Origin of the sequence: Curtobacterium sp. 179-B 9B NHS, from assembly GCF_045370965.1 — a bacterium.
In the GTDB taxonomy this organism is placed as follows: domain Bacteria; phylum Actinomycetota; class Actinomycetes; order Actinomycetales; family Microbacteriaceae; genus Curtobacterium.
On record NZ_JBIQDQ010000002.1, the window covers coordinates 319,157 to 343,483 of the forward strand.

Here is a 24,327-nt window from a genome sequence, read left to right on the forward strand (position 1 = left end):
CGCCGGACAGACGGCCTGCGACACGCCCGTACGGGGGACATGACACGCCGCAGCGGTCAGCACCTTCTATGATCCGCGACTTGACGGAACGGAATCACACCGCTGTAATTACAGGCAGCGGCTTCGGTCGTTGCAGGCCGTCGTCGACATGTCAGGGGTGATCAGGGTGAACGGTTCCGACTTCCACGCCGGCGTGCCGGAGGACTGGCACGTCGACCCGGTGTCGCTCGGTGTCCCCGGTGTCCGCCGTGCCGAGGGCGACGAGGAGAACCCGCTGTCGTGGCAGGTCGACTCGCTCTGCGCCCAGACCGACCCCGAGGCGTTCTTCCCCGAGAAGGGCGGCTCCACCCGCGAGGCGAAGAAGATCTGCGGGTCGTGCGAGGTCCGGTCGCAGTGCCTCGAGTACGCGCTCGAGAACGACGAGCGCTTCGGCATCTGGGGCGGCCTCTCCGAACGCGAGCGCCGGAAGCTCCGCCGCCGCGCCTGACGCACCCACCGCGCGCAGCGCGACGGGCGTCGGTCGGCCTGGAGGCGCCTCCCGCCTCCGCCACCCACCGTCCGTTGATGGTGCGCACAGGTTGACGGCGCGCCGTTCCCGCAGACCGGTCCCGCGCCTCCAGACCGTAGAGTGACGCGCGTCATGCAGCCCAGTCCCGCGCAGCCCCGGTCCGCCCAGCCCCGCGTCACCGCGGTCCTCGTGACCGCGAACGGCGGCGAGCACCTCGACCGGACCCTGGACGCCCTCGTCGCCCAGACCCGGCACCCCGACAACCTGGTCGTCGTCGACGTCGGTTCCACCGACGGGTCGACGGCCGAGCTCGCCCTGGGCGGGTCCGCCGGGCTCGTGCGCCTGCCCGCCGGTCGCCCCTTCGGCGAGGCCGTCGCGGCGGGGGAGCGCGAAGCGCCGACCGCGGACGGCGACGTCGGGACCGACGCAGCGCCCGACGAGTGGCTGTGGCTGCTCGGACACGACAACGCTCCGGCACCGACCGCACTCGCCGAGATGCTCTCCGCGGTCGAGATCGCGCCGTCCGTCGTGGTCGCCGGGCCGAAGCTCGTCGACACGGACGACCCCGCACGGATCCGTGCGTTCGGGGAGAGCACGACGCGCGCCGGCCGATCGCTGGCCCTCGTGCAGGACGAGCTCGACCAGGGCCAGCACGACCGGCACACCGACGTGATGGGCGTGTCCGCCGCCGGCATGCTCGTGCGCCGCTCGGTCTGGCGCGAACTCCGCGGCTTCGACCCGGCGCTGCCGGACGTCGACGCCGCGCTCGACCTCTGCATCCGTGCGCGCCTCGCCGGACACCGCGTCGCCGTGGTGCCCGAGGCCCGCGTGACGAGTGCCGGACCGATCGAGGAGTTCGGCCGCAAGCGCGTCTCCGAGGGGCGGCGCGTGCGCCTGCACCGCCAGGCGCAACTGCACCGCCGACTGACGTACGCCCCCGCCGGGCTGCTCTGGTTGCACTGGCTGCTGCTCGTGCCGACCGCGCTCGTCCGGGCCGTCGGCCACCTCGTCGCGAAGCACCCCGCCGCGGTCTCCGGCGAACTCGCCGCCGCCCTCGCCGTGGCCTTCGGTGGCGGCGTCCGACGGGCGCGGGCGAACGCCGCGCGGACCCGTCGGGTCGGGTGGGCTGCCATCGAGCCCCTCCGTGTCAGCTGGCGCCGGGTGCACGAGCGACGGACCACCTCGCGCGACGTCGAACTCGCCCGGGTCGAGGACGCCCCGATCGCGCGGGCATCGTTCCTCAGCGACGGCGGCGTTTGGGTCGTGCTCGCGGCGGCCGCGCTCAGCGTGGTGACGCTGTACCCGCTGCTCGGCACCCCCGCGGTCACGGGCGGCGGACTCCTGCCGCTCAGCACCTCGGTCGGGCGGCTGTGGCAGAACGTCGGCTACGGCTGGCACTCGGTCGGGACCGGCTCCACCGGACCGAGCGACCCGTTCGCCGCCGTGCTCGCCGTCCTCGGCTCGATCACCGCCTGGTCGCCGTCGACCTCGGTCGTGGTCGTGCTCCTGCTCTCGTTCCCGCTCGCCGCGCTCGGCGCCTGGTTCGTGGTCCGCAAGGTCACCACCCGCACCTGGGTTCCCGTCGTCGGTGCCGCGCTCTACACGATCACCCCGACGCTCGTCGGCGCCGTCACGACCGGACACCTCGGGGCCGTCATCGCGCACGTGCTGCTCCCGTGGCTGCTGCTGGCGGTGCTCGAGGCGCACCGCTCGTGGGCATGGGCGTCCGGGGCGTCGCTGCTCTTCGCGGTCGTCGCGGCCTCGGCGCCGTCGCTGCTGCCGGTCCTGCTGGTCGGGTGGGTCGTGTCCCTCGTCGTCGGCTGGCGGCGTGCGCACCGTCGGGTCTTCATCCCGGTCCCCGCCGCCGTGCTCTTCCTGCCGCTCGTCCTGGCGCAGGTCGCCCGCGGCAACCCGCTCGCCGTGTTCGCGGACCCGGGCGTCCCCTCCGCCACGCGCGCCCCCTCGGCGCTCCAGCTCGCGGTCGGGCAGCCGCTGCCGGACTGGAGCGGGTGGCTCCCCGCGACGACGCCCCTCGGGCTCGCGGCGGCGGTCCTGCCCGTCGCGATGGCCGTCCTCGCGCTGCCGGTCGTCATGCTCGCGGTCGGGGCGCTCCTCGGACACCGCTGGGCCGTCGCCGGCGCAGCGCTCGTCCTGGCGCTCCTCGGCTACGCGACGGCCTTCGGTGCGACCCACCTCACCGTCACCGGGGTCGGTTCGACCACGACGATCGTGTGGCCCGGCAGCGCCCTGTCCGTGACGGCGCTCGGCATCGTGCTCGCGGCGTCGATCGGCATCGACGTGCTGCCGCGGACCGCTCCGGTCACCGCACTCGTCGCGGCGGTGTTCGCCGGGGTCGCGGTCACCCCCGCCTTCGCCGCGTCCACCCTCGGTGACACGCTCCTGCAGCCGACCACCGGACGGGTCCTGAGCGCCTACGTGAACGCCGAGGCCCAGGCCAACCCGGACGTCGGCACGCTCGTGGTCGACCCGCAGACCGACGGCTCCCTCGCGGTGTCGCTCGAACGCGGCCAGGGCTCGACGCTCGACGACCAGACGACGCTCGACTCCACCGCGCTCCGCCTCAGCAGGTCGGGCGCGCAGCTGGCCACACTCGCCGGGAACCTCGCCAGCCGCAGCGGGTACGACCCCGAACCCGCGCTCCGCGAGCTCGGCATCTCGTTCGTGCTGCTCGACGACGCACCGGACGCCGACGCGGCGCAGCAGGTGCACGACCGTGCGGCCGGAGCGATCGGCCAGGACGCCCGGTTCACGAGCATCGGCGAGACCACCTCCGGCCGGCTCTTCCACTACGAGGGCGACGTCGACCGGGTGTCCACCGGTTCGGCCGCGACCCAGGCGACGCACGTGCTGTACCTGATCGTGCTCGGCGTGGTCTTCGGCGCAGCGGCCCTGCTCGCCGTCCCGACCGCACCGCGTCGCCGCCGTGCCACCTCGAACGTCATCGAGGCCGAGGAACCAGCCACCACCTTCGACGAGGAGCGCGACGAATGAGCACCGAGCACCGGTCCGTCCGACGGTGGGTCGTCCGCGGCACCGCGACCGCGGTCGCCGTGGTCGTCGCCGCCGGCGCCGTGACGGCCGCGCACGCGATCGGCACCGAGAGCACCGCGCTCCGCCCGGCCGGTCGACTCGTCACACCGGTGCCCGCCGACGCCGAGCGTGTGTGCGCCGGCAGCGCGCTGCGGCTCTCGGACGAGTCCGGGAACGACGCGACGACGGCCAGCACCGTCGGGTCGTCGGAGGTCGCGACCGGCACCACCGGCAGCACCGTCGACCGGTCGACCCTCGGCTCGTCGACCACCGGCGGCAGCGACCCCCAGCTCCTCACCGCGCCCGCCGGTGACAGCACGCCGCAGGTCGCCGGCAGCACCTCGCAGAGCGTGTCGTCGGGGGACCTCGTCGGCTTCGGCGCGGCGTCCTGCGACGACCCCGGCCAGTCGACCTGGCTGGTCGGCGGCTCCACCGAGACCGGCCGGACCAGCCTCATCACGCTGTCGAACCCGACGGACGTCAACGCCACCGTGGACCTCGACGTGTTCGACGCCTCCGGTACCGTGCAGGCGCCCGGGACCACCGGCATCGTGGTCGCACCGAACACGCAGAAGGTCGTGCCGCTGTCCGGTTTCGTCGCCGACCAGGGGTCGACGGTCGTGCACGTGACCTCGTCCGGCGGGCAGATCGTCGCGCACATGCAGGAGAGCATCGTGCGGACGCTGACCCCGGGCGGCTACGATGTCGTCTCCGGCGGCGCCGCACCGGCGCGGACGCAGGTGATCCCCGCGGTCGTGCTGAGCGGCGCCGAGGAGGCGCAGCGCGGGGACGACACCGAGGACGCCACCCCGGTGCTCCGCCTGTTCGTCCCCGGCGACCGCGCTGCACGCGTGACCGTCGGCATCACGACGGCGGACGGCGGCGGTTCGACGGTGAACGCGACCGCAGAGCCGGGGGTCGTCACCGACGTCGCCCTCGACGACTTCCCGGACGGGCGGTACTCGCTCACGGTGACGTCGACGGAGCCGCTCGTCGCGGGGGCCCGCACCACGAAGCCGACCGACGACGGTCGGACCGACCTCGGCTGGTTCGCGTCCGCGGAGCCCCTCGGCGACCGTGTCGTGACCGCGGTCGCGGCCGGCGGCGGGTCGCGGATGAACCTCGTCAACCCGACGCGGTCGGACGCGACGGTGACGATCACCTCGGGGGACCGTGAGCAGGAGGTGGACGTCGCCTCGGGCAGCACGGCCACCGTGCAGGTCCCCGTGTCGACGCAGCTCGAGCTCACCGGCGCCGAGGGGCTCGTCGCGGGCGTCAGCTACGACGCGGACGACGGCATCGCCGGCTTCCCGGTTCGGCCGGCGACGGAGGTCTCGACCCCGGTGCGCGTCTACCCCTGACGCCGTCTACCCCTGACGCCGAGGCCCGTCGGTCACCGGTGGCGGTGCCCGTCCGGCGCGTCGTCCGTGTCGGTCACCAGTGGCGGTAGCGGTCGGGTGCCGGGTCCGGCCGTGGGTGCTGTTCCCTGTCGGTCACCGGTGGCGGTACCGGTCGGGCGCCGGGTCCGGCCGTGGGCGCTGGTCCCTGTCGGTCACCAGTGGCGGTACCGGTCGGGCGCCAGGTCCCACGGGTCCTTGTCGATGAGCTCGCCGACCGCACGGAACACCGCGGTCTCGATGATCACGCGGCGGTCCGTGTCGTCCTTCTCCGGACTCCGGGTGACCCGCTCGACGGGGATCCGGAACAGCGTCACGCGCCGGTCGCCGCGGTCGACCCGCCAGCGGGGGAGGCGGTCCGGCAGCGTCTGGTCGGTCGGCATGTCGGCCACCTGGAACACCACCCCGGCGAGCTCGTCCGGCCAGAGCCCCACCAGGTAGTGGGCGGTGTCGCCGACGATGCGGTCGAACGTCTCGGCGCGCGTGATGACGGGCGCGAGCTCCGGTCCGGTGACACTCGACCGGCCACCGCGTCCGTGCCGTGACCGACCACGGGCGCGGTCGACGGGGGTGACGGTGGGGTGCTTCCGACGCATCCCGCCATCGTACGCGGCGAGGGCGTGGCCGACCCCGGCGACGGCCCTCGGCAGGCCGTCGCGGTGGTCCGCCCGGTAGGGTCGGTGCCGGTATGGACGTACGGATCTGCAGCAAGGTCGCCTGTGGCGCGAGCGCCTCGGCGACCCTGACGTACGACTACGGCGACTCCATGGTCGTCGTCGGGCCCCTCTCCACCCGTGTCGAGCCGCACGGGTACGACCTCTGCGCCCGCCACGCGGCCCGCCTGCGCGTCCCCCGCGGCTGGGACGTCGTGCGGCGCGAACCGATCCGGCGGGACGCAGCGCCCGCCGACTGAGGCCGCGCACCGCGGTCCCGGTGGCCCACGCCGCCGACCGACGGCCGCCGCGTGCGTCGGTTCCGGTGGCCCGCCCGCCGGAGGTGAGTCGGTCCGTCCAGCGTCTCCCGGTGCGGCCTGGAGGCCCGCCCGACGTCCGTGACGTCGTCTGACGGTCCGCGCCTCCCGGCGTGCCAGACTGACGCCATGTCGACCGAGACCCGCACCGCCGCCCCGTTCCGCGTCGCCGACCTCGCCCTCGCCGAGGCGGGTCGCCACCAGATCCGCCTGGCCGAGAACGAGATGCCGGGCCTGATGGCCCTGCGTCAGGAGTTCGGGCCGTCGCAGCCGCTCGCCGGTGCGCGGATCGCCGGGTCCCTGCACATGACCGTGCAGACCGCGGTCCTCATCGAGACCCTCGTGGCCCTCGGCGCGCAGGTCCGTTGGGCGAGCTGCAACATCTTCTCCACGCAGGACGAGGCCGCCGCGGCGGTCGCTGTGGGGCCGACGGGGACCCCGGCGTCACCCGCGGGCGTCCCGGGGTTCGCGTGGAAGGGCGAGACGCTCGACGAGTACTAGTGGTGCACCGACCGCATCTTCGACTGGAGCGTCGAGGCCGCTGCCGCGGGGGAGTCGTGGACGGGGCCGAACCTCATCCTCGACGACGGCGGGGACGCGACGATGCTCCTGCACACCGGTGCGGACGCCGAGGCCGCCGGACGTGCTCCGGAGCCGGGGGCCGACGCGAGCGCCGAGTGGCGGATCGTGCTCGCGACCGTCGCCGCGTCGCTCGAGCGCTCCACCGACCGCTGGACCCGCATCGCGGCCGAGGTGCAGGGCGTCACCGAGGAGACCACCACGGGCGTGCACCGGTTGTACGAGCTCGCTCGGAAGGGCGAGCTGCGCTTCCCGGCGATCAACGTCAACGACTCGGTGACGAAGTCCAAGTTCGACAACAAGTACGGCATCCGGCACTCGCTGCCCGACGGGCTCAACCGAGCCACCGACGTGCTCATCGGCGGCAAGGTCGCCTTCGTCGTGGGCTACGGGGACGTCGGCAAGGGCGCCGCCGAGGCGCTCCGCGGCCAGGGCGCCCGGGTCGTCGTGTCCGAGGTCGACCCGATCTGCGCACTGCAGGCGGCGATGGACGGCTACCAGGTCGCCCGGCTGGCGGACGTCGCCGGCGAGGTCGACATCGTGGTGACCTGCACCGGCAACCTCGGCGTCGTCGGGGTCGACGAGGTGCTCGCGCTGAAGCACCTGGCGGTCGTCGCGAACGTCGGACACTTCGACAACGAGATCGACATGGCGGGGCTCGAGGCGCTGCCGGGGGTCGAGAAGGTCCAGATCAAGCCGCAGGTGCACGAGTGGCGGCTGCCGAACGGCCGCTCGGTCCTGGTGCTGAGCGAGGGACGGCTGATGAACCTCGGCAACGCGACGGGGCACCCCTCGTTCGTGATGAGCAACTCGTTCACGAACCAGGTCCTGGCGCAGATCGAACTGCACACGAGGCGCGAGGAGTACCCGACGGGGGTCTCCGTGCTGCCGAAGCACCTGGACGAGAAGGTCGCGCGCCTGCACCTGGACGCCCTCGGGGTCCGGCTCACCGAGCTCCGGCCGGAGCAGGCCGCCTACATCGGTGTGCCCGTCGAGGGCCCCTACAAGCCGGACCACTACCGGTACTGACCGCGCCGGCACCGCGCTGCTGCGCGGCTCCCGTCGCCGCGCGGGGCGGCGCCAGCGCCTCAGCGCGGGAAGCCCGGCGGCCGCGCCCCGGCGACGGCCGCCGCACCGTCGAGCAGTGCCGCCCGCGCCCGCAGCGCCCGCACGTCGCGCTCCCGCCGCACCGCGACCACGCCCGCGAGGAACACCTCGGGGTGGACGTCCGGCACCGGGGAGGCGTGCTCCGCGACCGCCGCCGCGAGCATCCGCGCGGCGGTCTCGCGCGCTTCCGGCCGCAGGTCGCCGGCCGACCGGAAGAAGGCCCCGAGGCGGTCCTCGAGCCGCTGCGGCAGCGCCGACACGTCCGCCACCGCTGCCCACGGCACGAGTTCGACCGGCAGCAGGACCTCCACGTCACGCCGACGTGCGCCGCGTTCGTGCTGCACGAAGGTGCCGGCGAGCAGGTCGCCGAGGCGTCTGGGGCGCGAGCCGAACAGCGCCACGACGAACGCGACGGAGCCCAGGGTGGACCAGAGCTCGAGCAGCCCGACCAGTGCGCGGGTGAAGGCGTGCCGGAACCCGATCGCGCCTCCGTCGACCCGCACCACCCGGGTCCCGGCGGCGTACCGTCCGACGCTCTTGCCCCGCGTGACGGTCTCGACCCCGGCCGGGACGAGCACGAGCACCGTCACCGCGGCCCCGATGCCGAGGGGGAACAGCCACACGGTGTCGGCGCCGGGCGGCCACACCCTCGCGAGCCCGAACAGCAGCATGGCGAGCAGCGCCACGAGGCAGACCCCGTCGAGCAGCGCCGCCGCGAGTCGCAGCACGATGCCGGCCGGCTGCACGTCGAGCGCGACGGCCTCGCCGACGACGAGCTCGTCGGCGGTCTCGTCGAGCGTCCCGCCGAAGCGGGCGTCGGACAGGTCGCGTGGCACGCGCGTCTTCCCCATGGGATCATTCTGTCGTGAGCGGGTCCCCTCGGGGGCCCGGTGTGCGCGATCGGGGGAGGCACGTGGACCTGGAGGCCTACAGCGCGGTGCACGGCGACCGCTGGGACGAGGTCGACCGGCTCGCCCGCGCCCGACACGGGTCGGGCGCGGACGCGGACCGGCTGGTCAGCGGCTACCAGGAGGTCGCGACCGACCTCGCGCGGGTCCGCGGCGTCGCGCCCGGCTCCGCGGTGGGGGACCGCCTGTCCCGCACCGTGTTCCGCGCACGGCTGCGCTTCACGGGCACGCCGGTCGACCCCCTGACCGCCGTCACGACGTTCTTCGCGCGGCACCTCCCGGCGGCGCTGTACCGCATCCGCTGGGTCACGGTCTGGGTCGCGGCGGCAACGGTCGCGATCACGGCGATCGTGGCCGTGTGGATCGCGTCGACCCCGGGAGCGGTCACGACGTTCGGCACGCCGGAGGCCCTGCGGCAGTACGCGACGGAGGACTTCCAGGCGTACTACTCCGACCACGGCCTGGGGGCGTTCACCGCGCAGGTGTGGTCGAACAACGCCTTCATCGCGGCACGCATGGTGGCCTTCGGCATCACGGGGCTCTACGTCCCGGTGTCGATCGTGCAGAACGCGGTGAGCCTCGGCGTCTCCGCGGCGATCATGCACTCGCAGGGGCGGCTCGGCGACTTCTTCCTCTGGATCGCTCCGCACGGTCAGCTCGAGCTGTACTCGGTCTTCCTCGCCGGTGCCGCCGGCCTGATGATCTGCTGGTCGTGGATCGCCCCCGGTGCGCGCACGCGGGCGCAGGCCCTGGCGGAGGACGGTCGAGCCCTCCTCACGGTCGCGGTCGGTCTCGCGCTCACCCTGCTCCTCTCCGGGCTGGTCGAGGGCGTGGTGACCCGCCAGGACTGGCCGTGGCCGGTGAAGATCGGGATCGGCACGGTCGCACTGGCCGCGGTGCTCTGGTACCAGTGGGTGGTCGGCGGCCGTGCGTTCCGCGCGGGTGAGCGCGGTGACGTCGAGGAGTTCGAGCGCGGCGCGACGGCGCTCACCGCGGGCTGAGCCGAGGGCTGCGCCGTGGGTCGTGCGCCCGCCGCCCGCGGCTCAGAGCCGGCCGGCCGCCTTCGCGCGGATGTACGCGTCGGCGACGGCCGGTGGCACGGCCCCGGGCCCACCGCGCACGACCTCGGCGCCGGCCCGGCGTGCGACGTCCCCGACGCCGTCCGCGTCGAGCAGGGTCCGTTCCGCGGCCGCTCGTCGGTAGACGTCGCGCTCGGCACCGGACCCGGCCAGGAGGCGCGACATCCGTCCGTCCCGCTGCTCCGGTGTCCCGTGACCGGCTTCGGCGACCCCGCTCGCCATCCGCTCGACGGCCGGGTCCGCGATGCTCGTGACGACGACGGCGTGCCGTCGCGCGAGCCGGGGGAGCACCGCGAGCAGGTCGGCCGAGGCGCCGACGGAGTCCAGGCTCGACAGGAGCACGACGAACGAACGTGAGGTCGTCACGGCGTCGACGGCTGCCGGGACCGCCGACCAGGCCGTCGCCGCGAGGCCCGGCTCGGCGAGTGCGAGCCGTTCGCCGAAGCGTCTCACCACGTCGGTCCGCGTCGCACCGTGGACCCGGTCGCGGACGGTGTCGTCGAGCACGACCAGCTCGACCCGGTCGCCGGCAGCCGTCGCGAGCGCGCCGAGCAGCAGCGCGGACTCGATGAACGTGTCGAGCCGCGGCTCGTCGTCGACGCGTCCGGCGCCGGCACGACCGGCATCGACGACGATGACGACGCGGCGGTCACGCTCCGGTCGCCACGTCCGGACGACCAGGTCCTGCCGCCGGGCGGTCGCGCGCCAGTCGATCGACCGCACGTCGTCGCCGCGCACGTAGTCGCGCAGGGAGTCGAACTCCGTCCCGTGACCCCGCAGTTGCAGGGTGGTCTCACCGTCGAGTTCGCGGAGCCGGGCGAGCCGGGAGGGCAGGTGCCGACGCGATCGGAAGGGCGGCGTGACCACCAGCGAACCGGGCGCGTCCAGGACGGCCTGCCGGGCGGCGAGGCCGAGCGGGCCGAAGGACCGGACGGCGACCCCGGCGCTGGTGCGACGGCCGCGACGGAAGGGCGTGAAGCGCACCCGGGCGGTCCGGCGTTCCCCGGCGGGCACCGTCGAGCGGATCCGGTGCGGCCCGTGGCCGGCGGAGGGCTCCCACATGTCCCGGACGACCGCGCGCAGCGGCCGACGTCCGTCGTTCGCCAGGACGAGCGTGCCGTCGGCGGTGCTGCCGCGTCGGACCAGCTGCGGCATCCGTCGCTCGACGCGGACCGAGCCCGGATCGGCGGCGAGCAGGACGTCGAGCCCGGCGGCGAGCACCACGACGGCCGCCCACGCCACGCCGCCCCAGGCGCTGCCGAGCAGCACCGTGGGGACGATCGCGACCGCCAGGAGCGCGACGAAGCGACCGGAGACGGCCACTAGAAGGGCACCCGGACCTGCTCGACGACCTGCTGCAGCACCCCGTCCGCCCCGACGCCCTCGAGCTCGGCGTCCGCGGCCACGCGCAGACGGTGCCGCCAGACCGGCAGGAGCATCGCCTGCACGTGGTCCGGCGTGATCGCGTCGTAGCCGGTGAGCCACGCCCACGCCTTCGCGGCGGCGAGGAGCGCCGTCGCACCGCGGGGGCTCACGCCGATGCGGACGGACGGCGCCTGCCGGGTGGCGCGGGCGAGGTCGACCACGTACGCCAGGACGTCGTCGCGCGCCCCCACCGCGCGGACGGCCCGCTGCGCCGCGAGGACCTCGTCGACGCCGAGCACCGGCCGGACCCCGGCGGACCGGACGTCCCGCGGGACGAAGCCGTCCGCGTGCCGACGGAGCACCTGCCACTCGACGTCCCGGGGCGGCACGTCGAGCGTGAGCTTCATCAGGAAGCGGTCGAGCTGCGCCTCCGGCAGCGTGTAGGTCCCCTCGAACTCGATGGGGTTCATCGTCGCGGCGACGAAGAACGGGTCGGGCAGCGGCCGCGCGGCGCCGTCCACGCTGACCTGGCGTTCCTCCATCGCCTCGAGCAGTGCGGACTGCGTCTTCGGCGGCGTGCGGTTCACCTCGTCGGCGAGCAGCACGTTCGTGAAGACCGGGCCCTCGCGGAACGGGAAGGTGCCGGTCGACGCGTCGAACACGAGCGAGCCCGTGACGTCCCCGGGCATCAGGTCCGGGGTGAACTGGATGCGCTTCGTGTCGAGCGACATGGCCGCTGCGAGGCTGCGCACCAGCAGCGTCTTCGCGACGCCGGGGACGCCCTCGAGCAGGACGTGGCCCTGCGCGAGGATGCCGACGATCATCCCGGACACGGCGCCCTCCTGGCCGACGACGGCCTTGCCCACCTCGGCGCGGAGCCGGCCGAAGGCGTCCCGGAGCGCGTCGGTGCCGCCGGTCGGGCGTGCCGTGGCGTCCGGTTCCGTGGCGGGCCGCGTCCTGGTGGTGGACGCAGCGTCGTTCCGGGTCGTGCCGTTCGGTTCCTGGGCGGGTGACGGATCGGTCACGGTCGTGCTCCTCGTCGGTTGCGGTGGGGCGTTCGGGGGGTGGAGGTCTGCGGGACGGGGGCGCCGGTCGCCGCGCGGACGGCACGCTCGAGCTCGTCGAGGGCCGCTGCGCCGTCGCGGAGCGCACGGTCGTCGGTCGTCGGGCCGCCCACCAGGACGGCGCCGACGGCGGGGTCGGGACGACCGGTCGCGCGGGCCGCGGCACGGACGACCTCGTCGACGTGCGCACCGCGGGGGAGCCCGAGGCGGTGCCCGACCCGTCGGAGCGCTGCGAGCCGCAGGGTGTCCAGCGCGTGCGTGCGGTCCCGGGTCCTGGCGTAGAGGCGTGCGCGCCCCTCGGTGGTCTCGGAGGCGCGGACGACCACGGGCATCCGTTCCACGACGAGCGGCCCGAGCCGGCGACCGCGCCAGACACCGGCCGCGACCGCGACGAGGCCGAGCAGCAGCAGGGCGCCGGGCACCCACGACGGTGCGAGCGAGCCGATCGTCGGCGCGGCGTCGGCCGACGTCCGGGTCGGCGTGTACCAGACGAGCCGGTCACCGGAACCGAGCAGGTCGAGTGCGAAGGCGGCGTTGCCCGCGGTCGTGATCGTGTCGTTCCGCAGCGCCCCCGTCGTGCCGACCAGGGTGACGTCGCCGCCGGGCGTGGCGGTCCGGACGATGCCGGCGACGCGGTCGTCCCCGCTGCCGGTCGTGGCGCAGAGGTCGGTGCCGGACGGGACGGGGCCGTCCGACGGCGGGCGGTAGCCCTGGCCGCTCGTGGTGATGCGCTCGGCGGCGGCGACGGCCGGGACGGCGCACCCGGTGGTCGCGACGGTGTCGTCCCCGAGCACGGGGCCGGCGGCGACCACGTCGAGGCCCAGGGCGTCGAGTGCGGCCTGGTCCGTGGTGACCAGGACGACGTGCTCGGCCGAGCGACCGAGTCGGCGGGCGACCCCGGCGTCGAGGGCGCCGGCGGAGTCGTCGACCAGGATCGTCGCACCGCGGAGTGCGTCGCCGTCGAGGCCGTCCACGCGGTCGACCACGTCGACCCGGGTGCCCTGCTGTTCGAGCACCCGGACGAGCGCCCGCGCACCGCTCGCCGTCGTCGAGGTCGGGTCGAGCGGCTCGCGGGACGGGTCGGTGGAGGACTGCACCGCCGCGGTGAGCCCGGCGAGCAGCAGGCCGACGAGCACGATGACGACCCAGAAGGCGACACGACCGAGCCTGCCCGGGGCGCGGGAGACGCGAATCGCGGTCGCGGCGGCGCTCACGTCGACACCGCCGGTGCGACCGCGGGTCGGGCACCGCGGACCGTCGCCTCGGTGTCGATGACCGAGCGTGCCGTGGCCTCGTCGGCCTCGGTGCCGAGGTACCGGACGTCGTCGAACGCGCGCGCTGCCCGGTCGATCCGGTCCGCGTGGTCGGGGAACCACGGTGCCGCGCGGCCGGCGACGGCCCGTGCCGTGGCGCCGGGGACCTCGCGCACGAGGTCGCGTTCGGCGAGTCCGCGCGCGACGGCGCGGTACCCGTCGAGGACCGCGGCGGACCAGTCGCCCGCGCGCAGGGCGGAGCGGGCGGCGTCGCCGAGCTCGCGGGCGGACCGGACGTCGTCGGCGTCGAAGACGCTCCCGTCGTCGGACCGCGCGGTGCGGGCCCGGCGACGGGGGAGACCGCGGGCGACGACCACGAGCACGACGACCGCCACGAGCACGACGACCGCGATCCAGAGCACGGACTGCCCGAGGACGGGGGAGTCCAGCCCGCCGCCCGGGCGGAAGGACCCGAGCCACTCGAGCACGTGGCGCGAGGCCCGGTCCCACCAGGTCGCGCGTGCACCGTCGTAGTCGGCTCGCTCGAGCTCGCGTTCGAGCAGTCGACGTGCCTCGTCCGGACCGAGCGTCACGAGCCGCCCGGCCACGGTTGCCCCGGCCACTGCTGCGACGGCTGCTGTGGGCCGGGCCACTGCTGCGTGGGCTGCTGCGGGCCGGGCCACTGCTGCGTCGACGGCTGACCCGGCCAGGGCTGTCCGGGGCCCTGCTGTCCGGGCCAGGGCTGTCCGGGGCCCTGCTGTCCGGGCCCCTGCTGACCGGGCCACGGCGGGCGGGCGACGGCGGGCGCCGGTGCGAACGGGTCCGACGGCTCCCCGGTGTCCAGGTGCGCGGCGATCCGCTGGTCGAGCGCCTCGGTGCGGATGCGGCGGTCGAGGGCGAGGAAGGTCAGGACCGAGGCGCTGAGCACGTCGGTGACGCACTGCACGGCGATGGACAGCAGCGCACCGAGCACGATGGCCACGACGGCCCCGACGCCCACACCGGCGGCCGCGCCCGTCTGCCCGAGCGGGTCGAAGGCGCCGATGGCCAAGACCGTGCCGAACGTGAGCGGGATCGACGCGATCGACCCCGCGATCCCGAATGCGACCTGGACGAGCAGGACGATGCCGAAGGTGCGCCAGAACGCCCCGCGGGTGAGTCGCCACGACTGCGCCGCTGCCGAGAAGACGCCCCGGCCCTCGAGGGCGATCGTGGGGACGGTGAACGCGAACCTCGTCGCCAGCCAGGCGACCACGACGAGTGCGCCGAGGGCGAGCAGGAAGAACGCGCCGATGAAGCCGCCGATGCCGGAGCGACCCGCGACCAGACCGGCCGCGATGCCGACCACGAGTCCGCCGAACACCGCGCCGAGGACCAGGCCCGCGGCGAGCTGCAGCAGGATCCACGCGAGGACCGGCCACCGCCGACCGGCGAGGAGCGCCCAGAGGCCGCGGAAGCTCGCGCGGCGCCCGAGCACGCGCTGCCCGGTGTCCGCCGCGACCGGCGCGACGAGGAAGGCCCGGCCCAGGTAGGCCAGGAAGGGCAGCCCGACCGAGAGCACGAGGAAGAGGGTCACGGACCCGGCGACGACGTCCCCCGCGCCGCTCCCGCCGGCCTCGACCGCCGACGACATGCGCGCCTGCAGCGACTGCTGCCCGAAGGTGCTCGCCAGCGTCGCGAGGAGCCCGAGCACACCGCTGAGCAGCAGGCTCCAGAGGAGCAGGACGCGCGCGTTCCGCCGGAACACCGTGAACGCCCCCGCGAGCACGTCGCCCAGGCCGAGCGGACGGAGCGGGACGACCGGGCGCTGCGCCGGCGGTCGCTGCGGACCGGGACCGGGACGCCCGGGGCCGGCGTGCTGCTGCCAGCCCTGCTGGGCCGGCCACGGCTGCTGCCCCGACCACCCGGCGGACGACGGCTGCCCTGCGGGGTGGGACGGGCCTCCCGTCCGGTCCTCGCCCCCACCGGATCCCGGAACCTGCCAGTCGGCCATCGCCGCCCCCTCGTCGTGCTCGTGTCGCGCAGCGGAACGCACGACCGTGCACCCATACTGTCGCAAGATCCCGGTGCGACGGGTGCTCGGCTATCGTGACTGTGGGTGCCGGCTCTCGGCACCGCCGCCCGTCCCACGGAGTCCATGCACATGACACCGCGCATCCTCGTCGTCGACGACGACCAGGCCCTCGCCGAGATGATCGGCATCGTCCTCCGTTCCGAGGGGTACGACCCGGAGTTCAGCGCCGACGGCAACGACGCCGTCGAGACGTTCCACAGCACGAAGCCCGACCTCGTGCTGCTCGACGTCATGCTGCCGGGGATCGACGGCATCGAGGTCTGCAAGCGGATCCGCGCGGACAGCGGCACCCCGATCATCATGCTGACGGCGAAGGGCGACACCGCCGACGTCGTCGCCGGCCTCGAGAACGGTGCCGACGACTACGTCGTCAAGCCGTTCAACCCGAAGGAGCTCGTCGCGCGCATCAAGACGCGGCTGCGGCCGACGGCGGGGGACGCGTCGGTGCTGCACGCGGGCGACCTGACCGTCGACGTCGCCGCGCACGAGGTCCGTCGCGGCGACACGGTGATCGCGCTCACCCCGCTCGAGTTCGACCTGCTCCGCGCGCTCGCCGAGAAGCCGAACCAGGTCTTCACCCGCGAGATGCTCCTCGACCAGGTCTGGGGCTACCACTACAAGGCGGACACCCGGCTCGTGAACGTCCACGTGCAGCGGCTCCGCGCGAAGATCGAGCACGACCCGGACAACCCGAAGATCGTCACCACCGTCCGCGGTGTCGGCTACCGGGCCGGAGGAGCCTGAGCACCGTGCCGTCGGCGTCGTCCGGGACCGCGGCGGGCGGGGGCGCACCGCGGGCCGGCCGCGGGTTCCCCGGTCGCGCCGCCCGTGTGCGGCGTCGGCTCCGCCGCTGGCTCCGTCGCGGGTGGTACGCGGTCGCCTGGCTGTGGCGCCGGTCGCTCATGGTGCGCAGCGTCGCGATCACCGTCGCGACGACCGGCCTCGCGGTCGCCGTCATCGGCACCGCGGTCATGATCAGCATCTCGAACAACGTCTACGCGCAGCGCCGCGACCAGATCGAGTCCGAGTCGGCCCGGGCGACGATCGTCGCGCAGGGCATCTTCGACGCGGCGACCGCGGCCGAGGACAACAACCAGACCGAGCTGGAGACCCTGCAGAGCGAGGCGCAGCAGGCGATCCTGTCGAACACGACGAGCCCGGGCGGCACGAGCATCGCCATCGAGCGGACGCCGGGGCAGTCGACGCCGCAGACGTTGCAGACCTTGGCGAGCCCGGGCTTCCCGGACGCCGTCATCACCGACGAGCTCCGGCGCGAGGTCGGGAAGGACACCGGGCGACTGAGCCTGCAGCCCGTGCAGCTCGACGACGACGGACGGCGCGAGCCGGGCTTGGCCGTCGGGTCCGTCCTGCAGGTCCCGAGCGCCGGACAGTACGAGCTCTACATCGTGTACGACCTGTCCGACGCGCAGCAGACCCTCGACTTCGTGTCACAGACGCTGTCGGTCGGCGGCGTCGCACTGATCGTCCTCATCGCGCTCGTCACCTCGCTCGTGGTGCGGCTCGTCGTCGTGCCGATCCGCGGTGCCGCCGAGACGAGTCGCAAGATCGCCGCCGGCCGGCTCGACGAGCGCATCCCGGTCCGGGGCCACGACGACATCGCGATCCTCGCGCGCAGCTTCAACGACATGGCCGACGCGGTCAGCCGGCAGATCACCCAGCTCGCCGAGCTCTCCCGCGTGCAGCAGCGCTTCGTGTCCGACGTGTCCCACGAGCTCCGCACGCCGTTGACCACGATCCGGCTCGCGGGCGACATGCTCTACGACTCGCGGCACGCCTTCGAGCCGTCGGTGAGCCGGTCCGCCGAGCTCCTGCACGCACAGGTCGAGCGCTTCGAACTGCTGCTGGCCGACCTGCTCGAGATCTCCCGGTACGACGCCCAGGCGGTGCAGCTCGACACCGAACCCGTCGTGCCCGCCGCGCTCGCCGCCGACATCGTCGAGGAGTTCCGCCCGCTCGCCGACCGCGCCGGCGTCGACCTGCAGCTCGTCACCCCCGGCGGCCACACCACGATGCAGCTCGACGCGAAGCGCATCCGGCGGATCCTGCGGAACCTGGTCGGCAACGCGGTCGAGCACGGTGACGCGAAGCCCGTCCAGGTCGTCGTCGACAGCGACTCCCGGTCCGTGGCGATCGCGGTCCGTGACCAGGGCGTCGGGATGCCACCGGAGGACGCAGCGCGGGTGTTCGACCGCTTCTGGCGCGCCGACCCGAGCCGCAAGCGCACCATCGGCGGCACCGGCCTCGGTCTCGCGATCTCCCTCGGGGACGCGAACCTGCACGGCGGTCGGATCGACGTGTGGTCGCGCCCCGCCGAGGGCTCGACGTTCGTGCTGACCCTGCCGCGTGGCGAGTCGCTCGGCACCGCGACCTCCGCCATCCCGCTGCCCGAACTCGACGAGACCTACGACGGCCCCCGCGCCGTCCGGGGGGAGGACTGATGCGCGCACGACTCCGGACCCTGGTGGTGGTGACGCTCGCGGCGCTCTCCGTGGTCGCCCTCTCGGCGTGCGCGGCGATCCCGACGGGTGGCGGCGTGCGCACCGGGCAGTCGGTGAAGGACGAGGCGATCTCCGGCTTCGAGCTCCGCCCGGACCGACCGGTCGCCGGCATGGACCAGACCGCGATCCTGCGCGGCTTCGTCGCCGCCGGCACCGGCGCGCAGGACGACTACGGCACCGCCCGCGAGTTCCTCGCCACGGGGTTCGCCGAGAAGTGGAACCCGCGCCGCGGCGTCACCGTCCTGCAGGGCAGCGGCGCGGTCGAGCGGGTCGCCGACCGTGAGCTCACCTACACGCTGACCGCCAGTGCGACCGTCGACGCCGACGGCGAGTACACCCAGGCGGTCCGGCCGACGACGTCGACCCTGACGTTCCAGTTCGTCCGCGAGGACGGGGAGTGGCGGATCGCCTACGCCCCGGACGGGATCATCCTCACGCCGGTGAGCTTCGAGTCGCAGTTCCAGCAGCACGCGCTCTACTTCTTCGACCCGACGTACCGCTACCTGGTGCCCGACGAACGGTGGTTCCTCGCCCGGTCGTCCACGAGCACCCGCATCGCCAGTGCGCTGCTGGCCGGGCCGTCCGACTGGCTCAAGGGCGCCGTCGTGTCGGCCTTCCCGGAGGGGACGCAGCTCTCGCTCAACGCGGTCACGATCGAGAACGGCTCCGCGCTCGTCGACCTGTCGCGCGACGCCCTCGGTTCGAGCGGCGAGGACAAGGCGCGCATGCGCGAGCAGCTGACCCGCTCGCTCGCGTCGGTCGCCTCGGTGTCGTCCGTCTCGATCACCATCGAGGGGGCGACCTTCGCCGAGCCGGAGCAGCAGGACGCGACGGCGCGTCTCAACCCCGACGTCGACCCGCGACCGCTCGTCGACCGCGACGACGAGGTCGGGTACGCGACGGGCAGCGGTCGGATCGCGGCCCTCGGCGGCGACGCGAGCACGACGATCGCCTCCCTCGACCCGGAGTCGTTCTCGCTCTCCACGTCCGGCACGGTCGCCGCGGTGGGCAACGCCAGCGGCGTGGTCGTGGTCCGCGGTCGGGACGCGCTGCGCATCGACGCGACCGACGGACTGGTCCCGCCGACGCTCGACGACCTCGGCTTCGTCTGGGTCGGCAGCGGTGACGACACGAGCCGGGTGACGGCCTACGGACTGGGTGGCGACCCGCACGAGGTCGCCACGACGCTGCCGCGCGGCCGGCTCGTCTCGTTCCAGGTCTCCCGCGACTCCACACGGGCGCTCGCCCTCATCGAGACGGGCGACGGGCCCGCCCTGTACGTGATGGCGATCGTCCGCGGCAGCGACCGCACGCCGACGGGCCTCGGCTCACCGGTGCGCGTGCAGGCGACCACGGGTGACGCCGTCGGTGCGGCCTGGGTGAACGACAGCGACGTCGTGTCGGTCGGGCAGACGGAGGCCGGCCCCGAGGTCGTCCGGTCGACGGTCGGCGGCCAGTCGACGACGTTGCCGAAGCCGGACGGGACGGCGTCCTCGGTGGCGGGCGGCAGCGGCGGATCGGTCCTGCTGCGCATGGCGGACGGCACGGTCCTGCAGTCCACCGGCGGCCGCTGGGACACCACGGGGGTCACCGCGGACGTGCTCGGTACCCAGCGCTGACGCGGCACGCGCCGCTCCTGCGGCGCGGCCGCCCCTGCACGCGCGGCGCGGCCGTTCCTGCACACGCGGCGCGGCCTGGAGGCTCGTCCACCGTCCGCCGCGACGGCCCACCTCGGCGGTGTGCCGGGCGCCACGATCGACCCGTGTCCAGGACCGACCCGCGCCGCCGGCGCACCCGCGCTGCCGGCGCCCCTCCCACCGCCCCTGCCACCGCACCGTCTGCCTGGTCGGACGCCGTCGCCGCGGTGCTCGGACTCGTGCTCCCCGTGGCCTGCGTCGGGTGCGGTGCGCCGGACCGGGCGGTCTGCCGGCCCTGCCGTGACGCACTCGACGCCGAGCCGCAGCGACGCCGGCTGGTCGCGGGTGTCCGACTCGACGCGGCCTTCGCCTACCGGGACACCGTGCGGGCTCTCGTCCTCGAGCTGAAGCTCCGTGGCCGGACGGACCTCGTGCCGGTGCTCGCGCCACGGTTCTGCGCGCTCGTCGACCGGGCCCTGGCCGACGTCCCGGGAGCGCTGCTCGTCCGTGTGCCGCCGTCGCCTGCCGGGGCGCGGCGACGGGGGTTCGACCCGGTCGTCCTGCTGCTCCGCCGCGCGGGTGCTGCGCGTGGGCGGCCCCGTCGCGCGCCGCGCCGGGCGCTCCGGCGAGTCCGGGGGCGGGTCCCCGCGGACCGGCCCGGCTCCCGGGCCACGAAGCGCGTCGCGCACGGCCAGAAGGAGCGGACGGCACTCGAACGGGTCGAGGCGACGGTGGGCACGCTCCGTGCGGCGCACGTCGCGGGTCGGGACGTCGTGGTGGTCGACGACGTGGTCACGACCGGCGTCACCATGGCCGAGGCGGTCCGCGCGGTCCGTGCGGCCGGGGGTCGCGTGGTGCGGTGCGTCGCGCTCGCCGAGGTCGAGGAGTGACCTCTCGGGCCGCACCAGGACGGTTCGTGCACCGGCCCCGCGGGTGCGGCGGCTGGTCGGCCGGGTGGACGCCGGGTGGCCGCCCGGCGACGCCTGAGCGTCCGGTGGGTGTCCGGCGCGACCCGCCGGCGGGTGGTGACGCCGCTCGGGCCGGGGGTCTAGCCTCGCGGCAAGGCGTTCGGGATCGCCGGATGGAGGCGACGCGCCGAAGTACGGATGGGAGCCGCCACATGGACGTGACGATCACGGGCCGGAACGTCGGGGTCACCGATCGATTCCGCACCTACGTGGAACAGAAGTCCGAGAAGATCGACGTGCTCGCCGACCGCGCCCTCGCCTTCGAGGTGCGCCTCAGCCGCCACAACGAGAAGGCCGGCGGCGCCCAGGGCGAGGACCGCGTCGAACTCACCCTGATCGGCCCCGGGCCCCTCGTGCGGGCCGAGTCCGCCGCCTCGGACAAGTACGCGGCGTTCGACCTCGCCTTCGCCCGCATCACCGAGCGCCTGCGTCGGGCACGTGACCGCCGCAAGGTGCACCGCGGTCGCCACCGCCCGACCTCCGTGGCCGAGGCCGCCGGCACCGGGTTCGAGCACATGGATGTCACGCCGGCCGACGGGCGGCTCATCGAGACCGTCGCGACCGGTGTCGTCGCCGTGGTCGAGGAGTCGCACGACGAGGACGTCGAGCCGTACTCGCCCGTGGTCATCCGGCAGAAGGTCTTCACCGAGGCCCCGATGACCCTCGACGACGCGCTCTACCGCATGGAGCTGGTCGGGCACGACTTCTACCTCTTCGTCGACGCCGAGACCCGGCGCCCGAGCGTCGTCTACCGCCGCAAGGGCTGGGACTACGGCGTGATCGGCATCGACGACGGGAGCGCGGACGGCAGCACCGCCGACGCGGACGCCGCCGGGTCAGCGGCCGTCGCGTAGCGCACCGTCGCCGTCCAGCGGGTGCGTGCGGTCCTCGTCGGACCGTTCGCACCCGCTGCCCTCGTCGGCCGTCCCTGCTCGGTGCAACGCCCGTCTCCCAGCGCAGCGCTCCGGCGGGTTGCTAGCATGACTGGCTGTTCGGATCGCGCAGGTCGCGCGCGACGACCCCGTAAGGAGCTCACGTGGCAAACGTGCTGGAGAAGGTCCTCCGCATCGGCGAAGGACGGACCCTCCGACGGCTGAAGGCGTACGCCTCGGCCATCAACGACCTCGAGGACGACTTCGCGAGCCTCACCGACGAGGAGCTCCAGGACGAGACGAAGGAGCTCCGCGAGCGGTACGCCAACGGGGAGTCCCTCGACGACCTCCTGCCGGAGGCGTTCGCCGCCGTGCGCGAGGCAGCCAAGCGCACCCTCGGCATGCGGCACTTCGACGTGCAGCTCATGGGCGGCGCGGCCCTGCACCTCGGCAACATCGCCGAGATGAAGACCGGTGAGGGCAAGACCCTCGTCGCGACGACCGCCGCCTACCTCAACGCGATCCCGTCGCGCGGCGTGCACGTCATCACGGTCAACGACTTCCTCGCGTCGTACCAGTCCGAGATCATGGGGCGCGTCTTCCGTGCGCTCGGCATGACCACCGGCTGCATCATCGCGAACCAGTCGCCGGCCGAGCGCCGCGAGCAGTACGCGGCCGACATCACCTACGGCACGAACAACGAGTTCGGCTTCGACTACCTGCGCGACAACATGGCGTGGCAGGCCTCCGACATGGTGCAGCGCGGCCACTACTTCGCGATCGTGGACGAGGTCGACTCGATCCTCATCGACGAGGCCCGCACGCCGCTCATCATCTCGGGGCCGTCCTCGGGCGAGGCGAACCGCTGGTTCACCGAGTTCGCGTCGATCGCCACCCGCCTGATCCCGGGCGAGGACTACGAGGTCGACGAGAAGAAGCGCACGGTCGGCGTGCTCGAGCCCGGCATCGAGAAGGTCGAGGACTACCTCGGCATCGACAACCTCTACGAGTCGGCGAACACCCCGCTCATCTCCTTCCTGAACAACTCGATCAAGGCCGTGGCCCTGTTCAAGAAGGACAAGGACTACGTCGTGATGAACGGCGAGGTGCTCATCGTCGACGAGCACACCGGTCGCATCCTCATGGGCCGGCGCTACAACGAGGGCATCCACCAGGCGATCGAGGCGAAGGAGGGCGTCGAGGTCAAGGCCGAGAACCAGACCCTCGCGACCGTCACGCTGCAGAACTACTTCCGCCTGTACCAGAAGCTCTCCGGCATGACCGGTACCGCCGAGACCGAGGCGGCCGAGTTCATGTCGACCTACAAGCTCGGCGTGGTCCCCATCCCGACGAACAAGCCGATGCAGCGCATCGACCAGACCGACCTCGTCTACAAGAACGAGAAGGCGAAGTTCGAGCAGGTCGCCGTCGACATCGCCGAGCGCCACGAGAAGGGCCAGCCGGTCCTCGTGGGCACCACGAGCGTCGAGAAGTCCGAGTACCTGTCGAAGCTCCTCGCGAAGAAGGGCGTCAAGCACGAGGTCCTCAACGCGAAGAACCACGCCCGCGAAGCCGCGATCGTCGCGCAGGCCGGTCGACTCGGGGCCGTCACGGTCGCCACGAACATGGCCGGCCGCGGTACCGACATCATGCTCGGCGGCAACTCCGAGTTCCTGGCCGTGCAGGAGATGCACGCCAAGGGCCTGTCCCCGACGGAGACGCCGGAGGAGTACGAGGCCGCCTGGGACGACGTCTTCGCCCGCGTCAAGGCCGAGATCAAGGAAGAGGCCGACAAGGTCCGCGACGCCGGCGGTCTGTACGTCCTCGGTACGGAGCGCCACGAGTCGCGCCGCATCGACAACCAGCTCCGAGGTCGTTCCGGTCGTCAGGGCGACCCGGGCGAGAGCCGCTTCTACCTGTCGCTGACCGACGACCTGATGCGCCTGTTCAACTCCGGTGCGGCCGAGAGCCTGATGGGCCGCTCGAACGTGCCGGACGACATGGCGATCGAGAACAAGCTGGTCAGCCGGGCGATCCGGTCCGCCCAGGCGCAGGTCGAGGGCCGCAACGCGGAGATCCGCAAGAACGTCCTGAAGTACGACGACGTCCTGAACCGCCAGCGCGAGGCGATCTACAGCGACCGCCGTCACATCCTCGAGGGTGACGACATCAACGACCGTGCGCAGTCGTTCCTCAAGGCCGTGATCGACGACGTCATCGACACGCACACCGGTGAGGGCTCCCCGGACGACTGGGACCTCGACGCGATGTGGACCGAGCTCGGCACGCTGTACCCGATCTCGATCTCCATCGACGAGGTCATCACCGAGGCCGGTTCGAAGGGCAAGGCGACGCGCGAGTTCCTGGCACGCGAGATCCTGTCCGACGCCAAGCTCGCGTACCAGCAGCGTGAGGAGCTCCTCGGTGACGAGGCCATGCGCGAGCTCGAGCGCCGCGTCGTCCTCTCGGTGATCGACCGCCGTTGGCGGGACCACCTGTACGAGATGGACTACCTCAAGGACGGCATCGGCCTCCGCGCGATGGCACAGCGCGACCCGCTGGTCGAGTACCAGCGCGAGGGCTACGCGCTCTTCCAGAGCATGATGGGCCAGATCCGCGAGGAGTCGGTCGGGTACCTGTTCAACCTCGAGGTCCAGGTGCAGTCGGACGGCGACAACGCGGTCATCGAGGCGAAGGGGCTCGGGGAGTCCGAGGCCACCGGCCTCGAGTACTCGGCGCCGTCGATCGACGGCGAGGTCGAGGTGCGCGACGAGCGCGGACGCCTGGAGCAGGCCGCCACCGCTCGCGCGCAGCGCGCGCAGGCCGAGGCCGAGGCAGAGGCCGCCGGCCCGGAGCAGGGGTCGGCGTTCGGCAACGCGGCGACCGCCTCCGGACAGGCCGCCGCGGGGAACCGCGCGGAGCGTCGTCAGGCCGCCAAGAAGGGCTGACGCCCCGCGACGACGGACGGGAGGCGCG

General features: G+C 73.8%; 18 protein-coding genes and 1 pseudogene. 12 read left to right on the top strand and 7 right to left on the bottom strand.

Annotated elements, in window-relative coordinates:
• Nucleotides 1–148 precede the first annotated feature (148 nt).
• The 3 genes from ACH0A8_RS03295 (at nt 149) to ACH0A8_RS03305 (ending at nt 4,920) form a co-directional block, all read left to right on the top strand.
• Complete coding sequence (locus ACH0A8_RS03295; RefSeq protein WP_081985311.1) at nt 149–487, top strand: WhiB family transcriptional regulator; 339 nt, start codon at nt 149–151, stop codon at nt 485–487.
• Between the two features lie 153 nt (nt 488–640).
• Nucleotides 641–3,520, top strand: a complete 2,880-nt coding sequence (locus tag ACH0A8_RS03300; RefSeq protein WP_406906486.1) for a glycosyltransferase — start codon at nt 641–643, stop codon at nt 3,518–3,520.
• Nucleotides 3,517–4,920, top strand: a complete 1,404-nt coding sequence (locus ACH0A8_RS03305) for a DUF5719 family protein (protein WP_406906488.1) — start codon at nt 3,517–3,519, stop codon at nt 4,918–4,920. The genes ACH0A8_RS03300 and ACH0A8_RS03305 overlap by 4 nt, the downstream gene beginning before the upstream one ends.
• A gap of 191 nt (nt 4,921–5,111) precedes the next feature.
• On the opposite strand, the gene ACH0A8_RS03310 is transcribed toward ACH0A8_RS03305, so the two are convergent.
• Nucleotides 5,112–5,552: a metallopeptidase family protein gene (locus tag ACH0A8_RS03310; protein WP_066654996.1), complete on the bottom strand. Its 441-nt coding sequence runs from the start codon at nt 5,550–5,552 to the stop codon at nt 5,112–5,114.
• A 92-nt stretch (nt 5,553–5,644) separates the two neighbouring features.
• Here ACH0A8_RS03310 and ACH0A8_RS03315 point away from each other — a divergent pair, with 92 nt between their 5' ends.
• Together ACH0A8_RS03315 and ahcY are read left to right on the top strand one after the other, a co-directional pair.
• A complete protein-coding gene (locus tag ACH0A8_RS03315; protein ID WP_066654995.1) occupies nt 5,645–5,869 on the top strand; it encodes a DUF3499 family protein in 225 nt (74 codons plus the stop codon).
• Between the two features lie 186 nt (nt 5,870–6,055).
• Nucleotides 6,056–7,534 (top strand): annotated as a pseudogene (ahcY, locus tag ACH0A8_RS03320) (adenosylhomocysteinase).
• 59 nt (nt 7,535–7,593) lie between these two features.
• Here ahcY and ACH0A8_RS03325 read toward each other — a convergent pair.
• Complete coding sequence (locus tag ACH0A8_RS03325; protein ID WP_209685211.1) at nt 7,594–8,463, bottom strand: RDD family protein; 870 nt, start codon at nt 8,461–8,463, stop codon at nt 7,594–7,596.
• 62 nt (nt 8,464–8,525) lie between these two features.
• Here ACH0A8_RS03325 and ACH0A8_RS03330 point away from each other — a divergent pair, with 62 nt between their 5' ends.
• Nucleotides 8,526–9,521: a stage II sporulation protein M gene (locus tag ACH0A8_RS03330; protein WP_311206435.1), complete on the top strand. Its 996-nt coding sequence runs from the start codon at nt 8,526–8,528 to the stop codon at nt 9,519–9,521.
• A 42-nt stretch (nt 9,522–9,563) separates the two neighbouring features.
• On the opposite strand, the gene ACH0A8_RS03335 is transcribed toward ACH0A8_RS03330, so the two are convergent.
• Genes ACH0A8_RS03335 through ACH0A8_RS03355 form a run of 5 tightly spaced genes read right to left on the bottom strand, consistent with a single transcriptional unit; the run spans nt 9,564 to nt 15,274 of the window.
• Nucleotides 9,564–10,922: a DUF58 domain-containing protein gene (locus tag ACH0A8_RS03335; protein ID WP_066654985.1), complete on the bottom strand. Its 1,359-nt coding sequence runs from the start codon at nt 10,920–10,922 to the stop codon at nt 9,564–9,566.
• Complete coding sequence (locus ACH0A8_RS03340) at nt 10,922–11,989, bottom strand: AAA family ATPase (protein WP_396137169.1); 1,068 nt, start codon at nt 11,987–11,989, stop codon at nt 10,922–10,924. Before ACH0A8_RS03340 ends, ACH0A8_RS03335 begins: the two co-directional genes overlap by 1 nt.
• Nucleotides 11,986–13,242, bottom strand: a complete 1,257-nt coding sequence (locus ACH0A8_RS03345; protein ID WP_406906491.1) for a DUF4350 domain-containing protein — start codon at nt 13,240–13,242, stop codon at nt 11,986–11,988. Before ACH0A8_RS03345 ends, ACH0A8_RS03340 begins: the two co-directional genes overlap by 4 nt.
• Entirely contained in the window at nt 13,239–13,874 is a 636-nt protein-coding gene (locus tag ACH0A8_RS03350) for a DUF4129 domain-containing protein (RefSeq protein WP_144411323.1), read from the bottom strand. Before ACH0A8_RS03350 ends, ACH0A8_RS03345 begins: the two co-directional genes overlap by 4 nt.
• Nucleotides 13,871–15,274 (bottom strand): glycerophosphoryl diester phosphodiesterase membrane domain-containing protein, encoded by a 1,404-nt coding sequence (locus tag ACH0A8_RS03355; protein ID WP_406906493.1) that lies wholly within the window; start codon nt 15,272–15,274, stop codon nt 13,871–13,873. The genes ACH0A8_RS03350 and ACH0A8_RS03355 overlap by 4 nt, the downstream gene beginning before the upstream one ends.
• A gap of 150 nt (nt 15,275–15,424) precedes the next feature.
• On the opposite strand from ACH0A8_RS03355, the gene mtrA reads away from it, so the two are divergent.
• From mtrA to secA, 6 genes are all read left to right on the top strand, one after another.
• Nucleotides 15,425–16,099 carry an MtrAB system response regulator MtrA gene (gene mtrA / locus ACH0A8_RS03360; protein WP_066658387.1) on the top strand — a complete coding sequence of 225 codons (675 nt, stop codon included), beginning with the start codon at nt 15,425–15,427 and terminating at the stop codon, nt 16,097–16,099.
• 5 nt (nt 16,100–16,104) lie between these two features.
• Complete coding sequence (gene mtrB / locus ACH0A8_RS03365) at nt 16,105–17,814, top strand: MtrAB system histidine kinase MtrB (RefSeq protein ID WP_406906496.1); 1,710 nt, start codon at nt 16,105–16,107, stop codon at nt 17,812–17,814.
• Nucleotides 17,814–19,493 (top strand): LpqB family beta-propeller domain-containing protein, encoded by a 1,680-nt coding sequence (locus tag ACH0A8_RS03370; protein WP_400339189.1) that lies wholly within the window; start codon nt 17,814–17,816, stop codon nt 19,491–19,493. The genes mtrB and ACH0A8_RS03370 overlap by 1 nt, the downstream gene beginning before the upstream one ends.
• Nucleotides 19,494–19,636: 143 nt before the next feature.
• Nucleotides 19,637–20,401 (top strand): phosphoribosyltransferase family protein, encoded by a 765-nt coding sequence (locus tag ACH0A8_RS03375; RefSeq protein ID WP_400430404.1) that lies wholly within the window; start codon nt 19,637–19,639, stop codon nt 20,399–20,401.
• Nucleotides 20,402–20,631: 230 nt separating this feature from the next.
• Nucleotides 20,632–21,333, top strand: a complete 702-nt coding sequence (hpf, locus tag ACH0A8_RS03380; RefSeq protein ID WP_066654967.1) for a ribosome hibernation-promoting factor, HPF/YfiA family — start codon at nt 20,632–20,634, stop codon at nt 21,331–21,333.
• A gap of 182 nt (nt 21,334–21,515) precedes the next feature.
• A complete protein-coding gene (secA, locus tag ACH0A8_RS03385) occupies nt 21,516–24,299 on the top strand; it encodes a preprotein translocase subunit SecA (protein ID WP_066654965.1) in 2,784 nt (927 codons plus the stop codon).
• Nucleotides 24,300–24,327 lie beyond the last annotated feature (28 nt).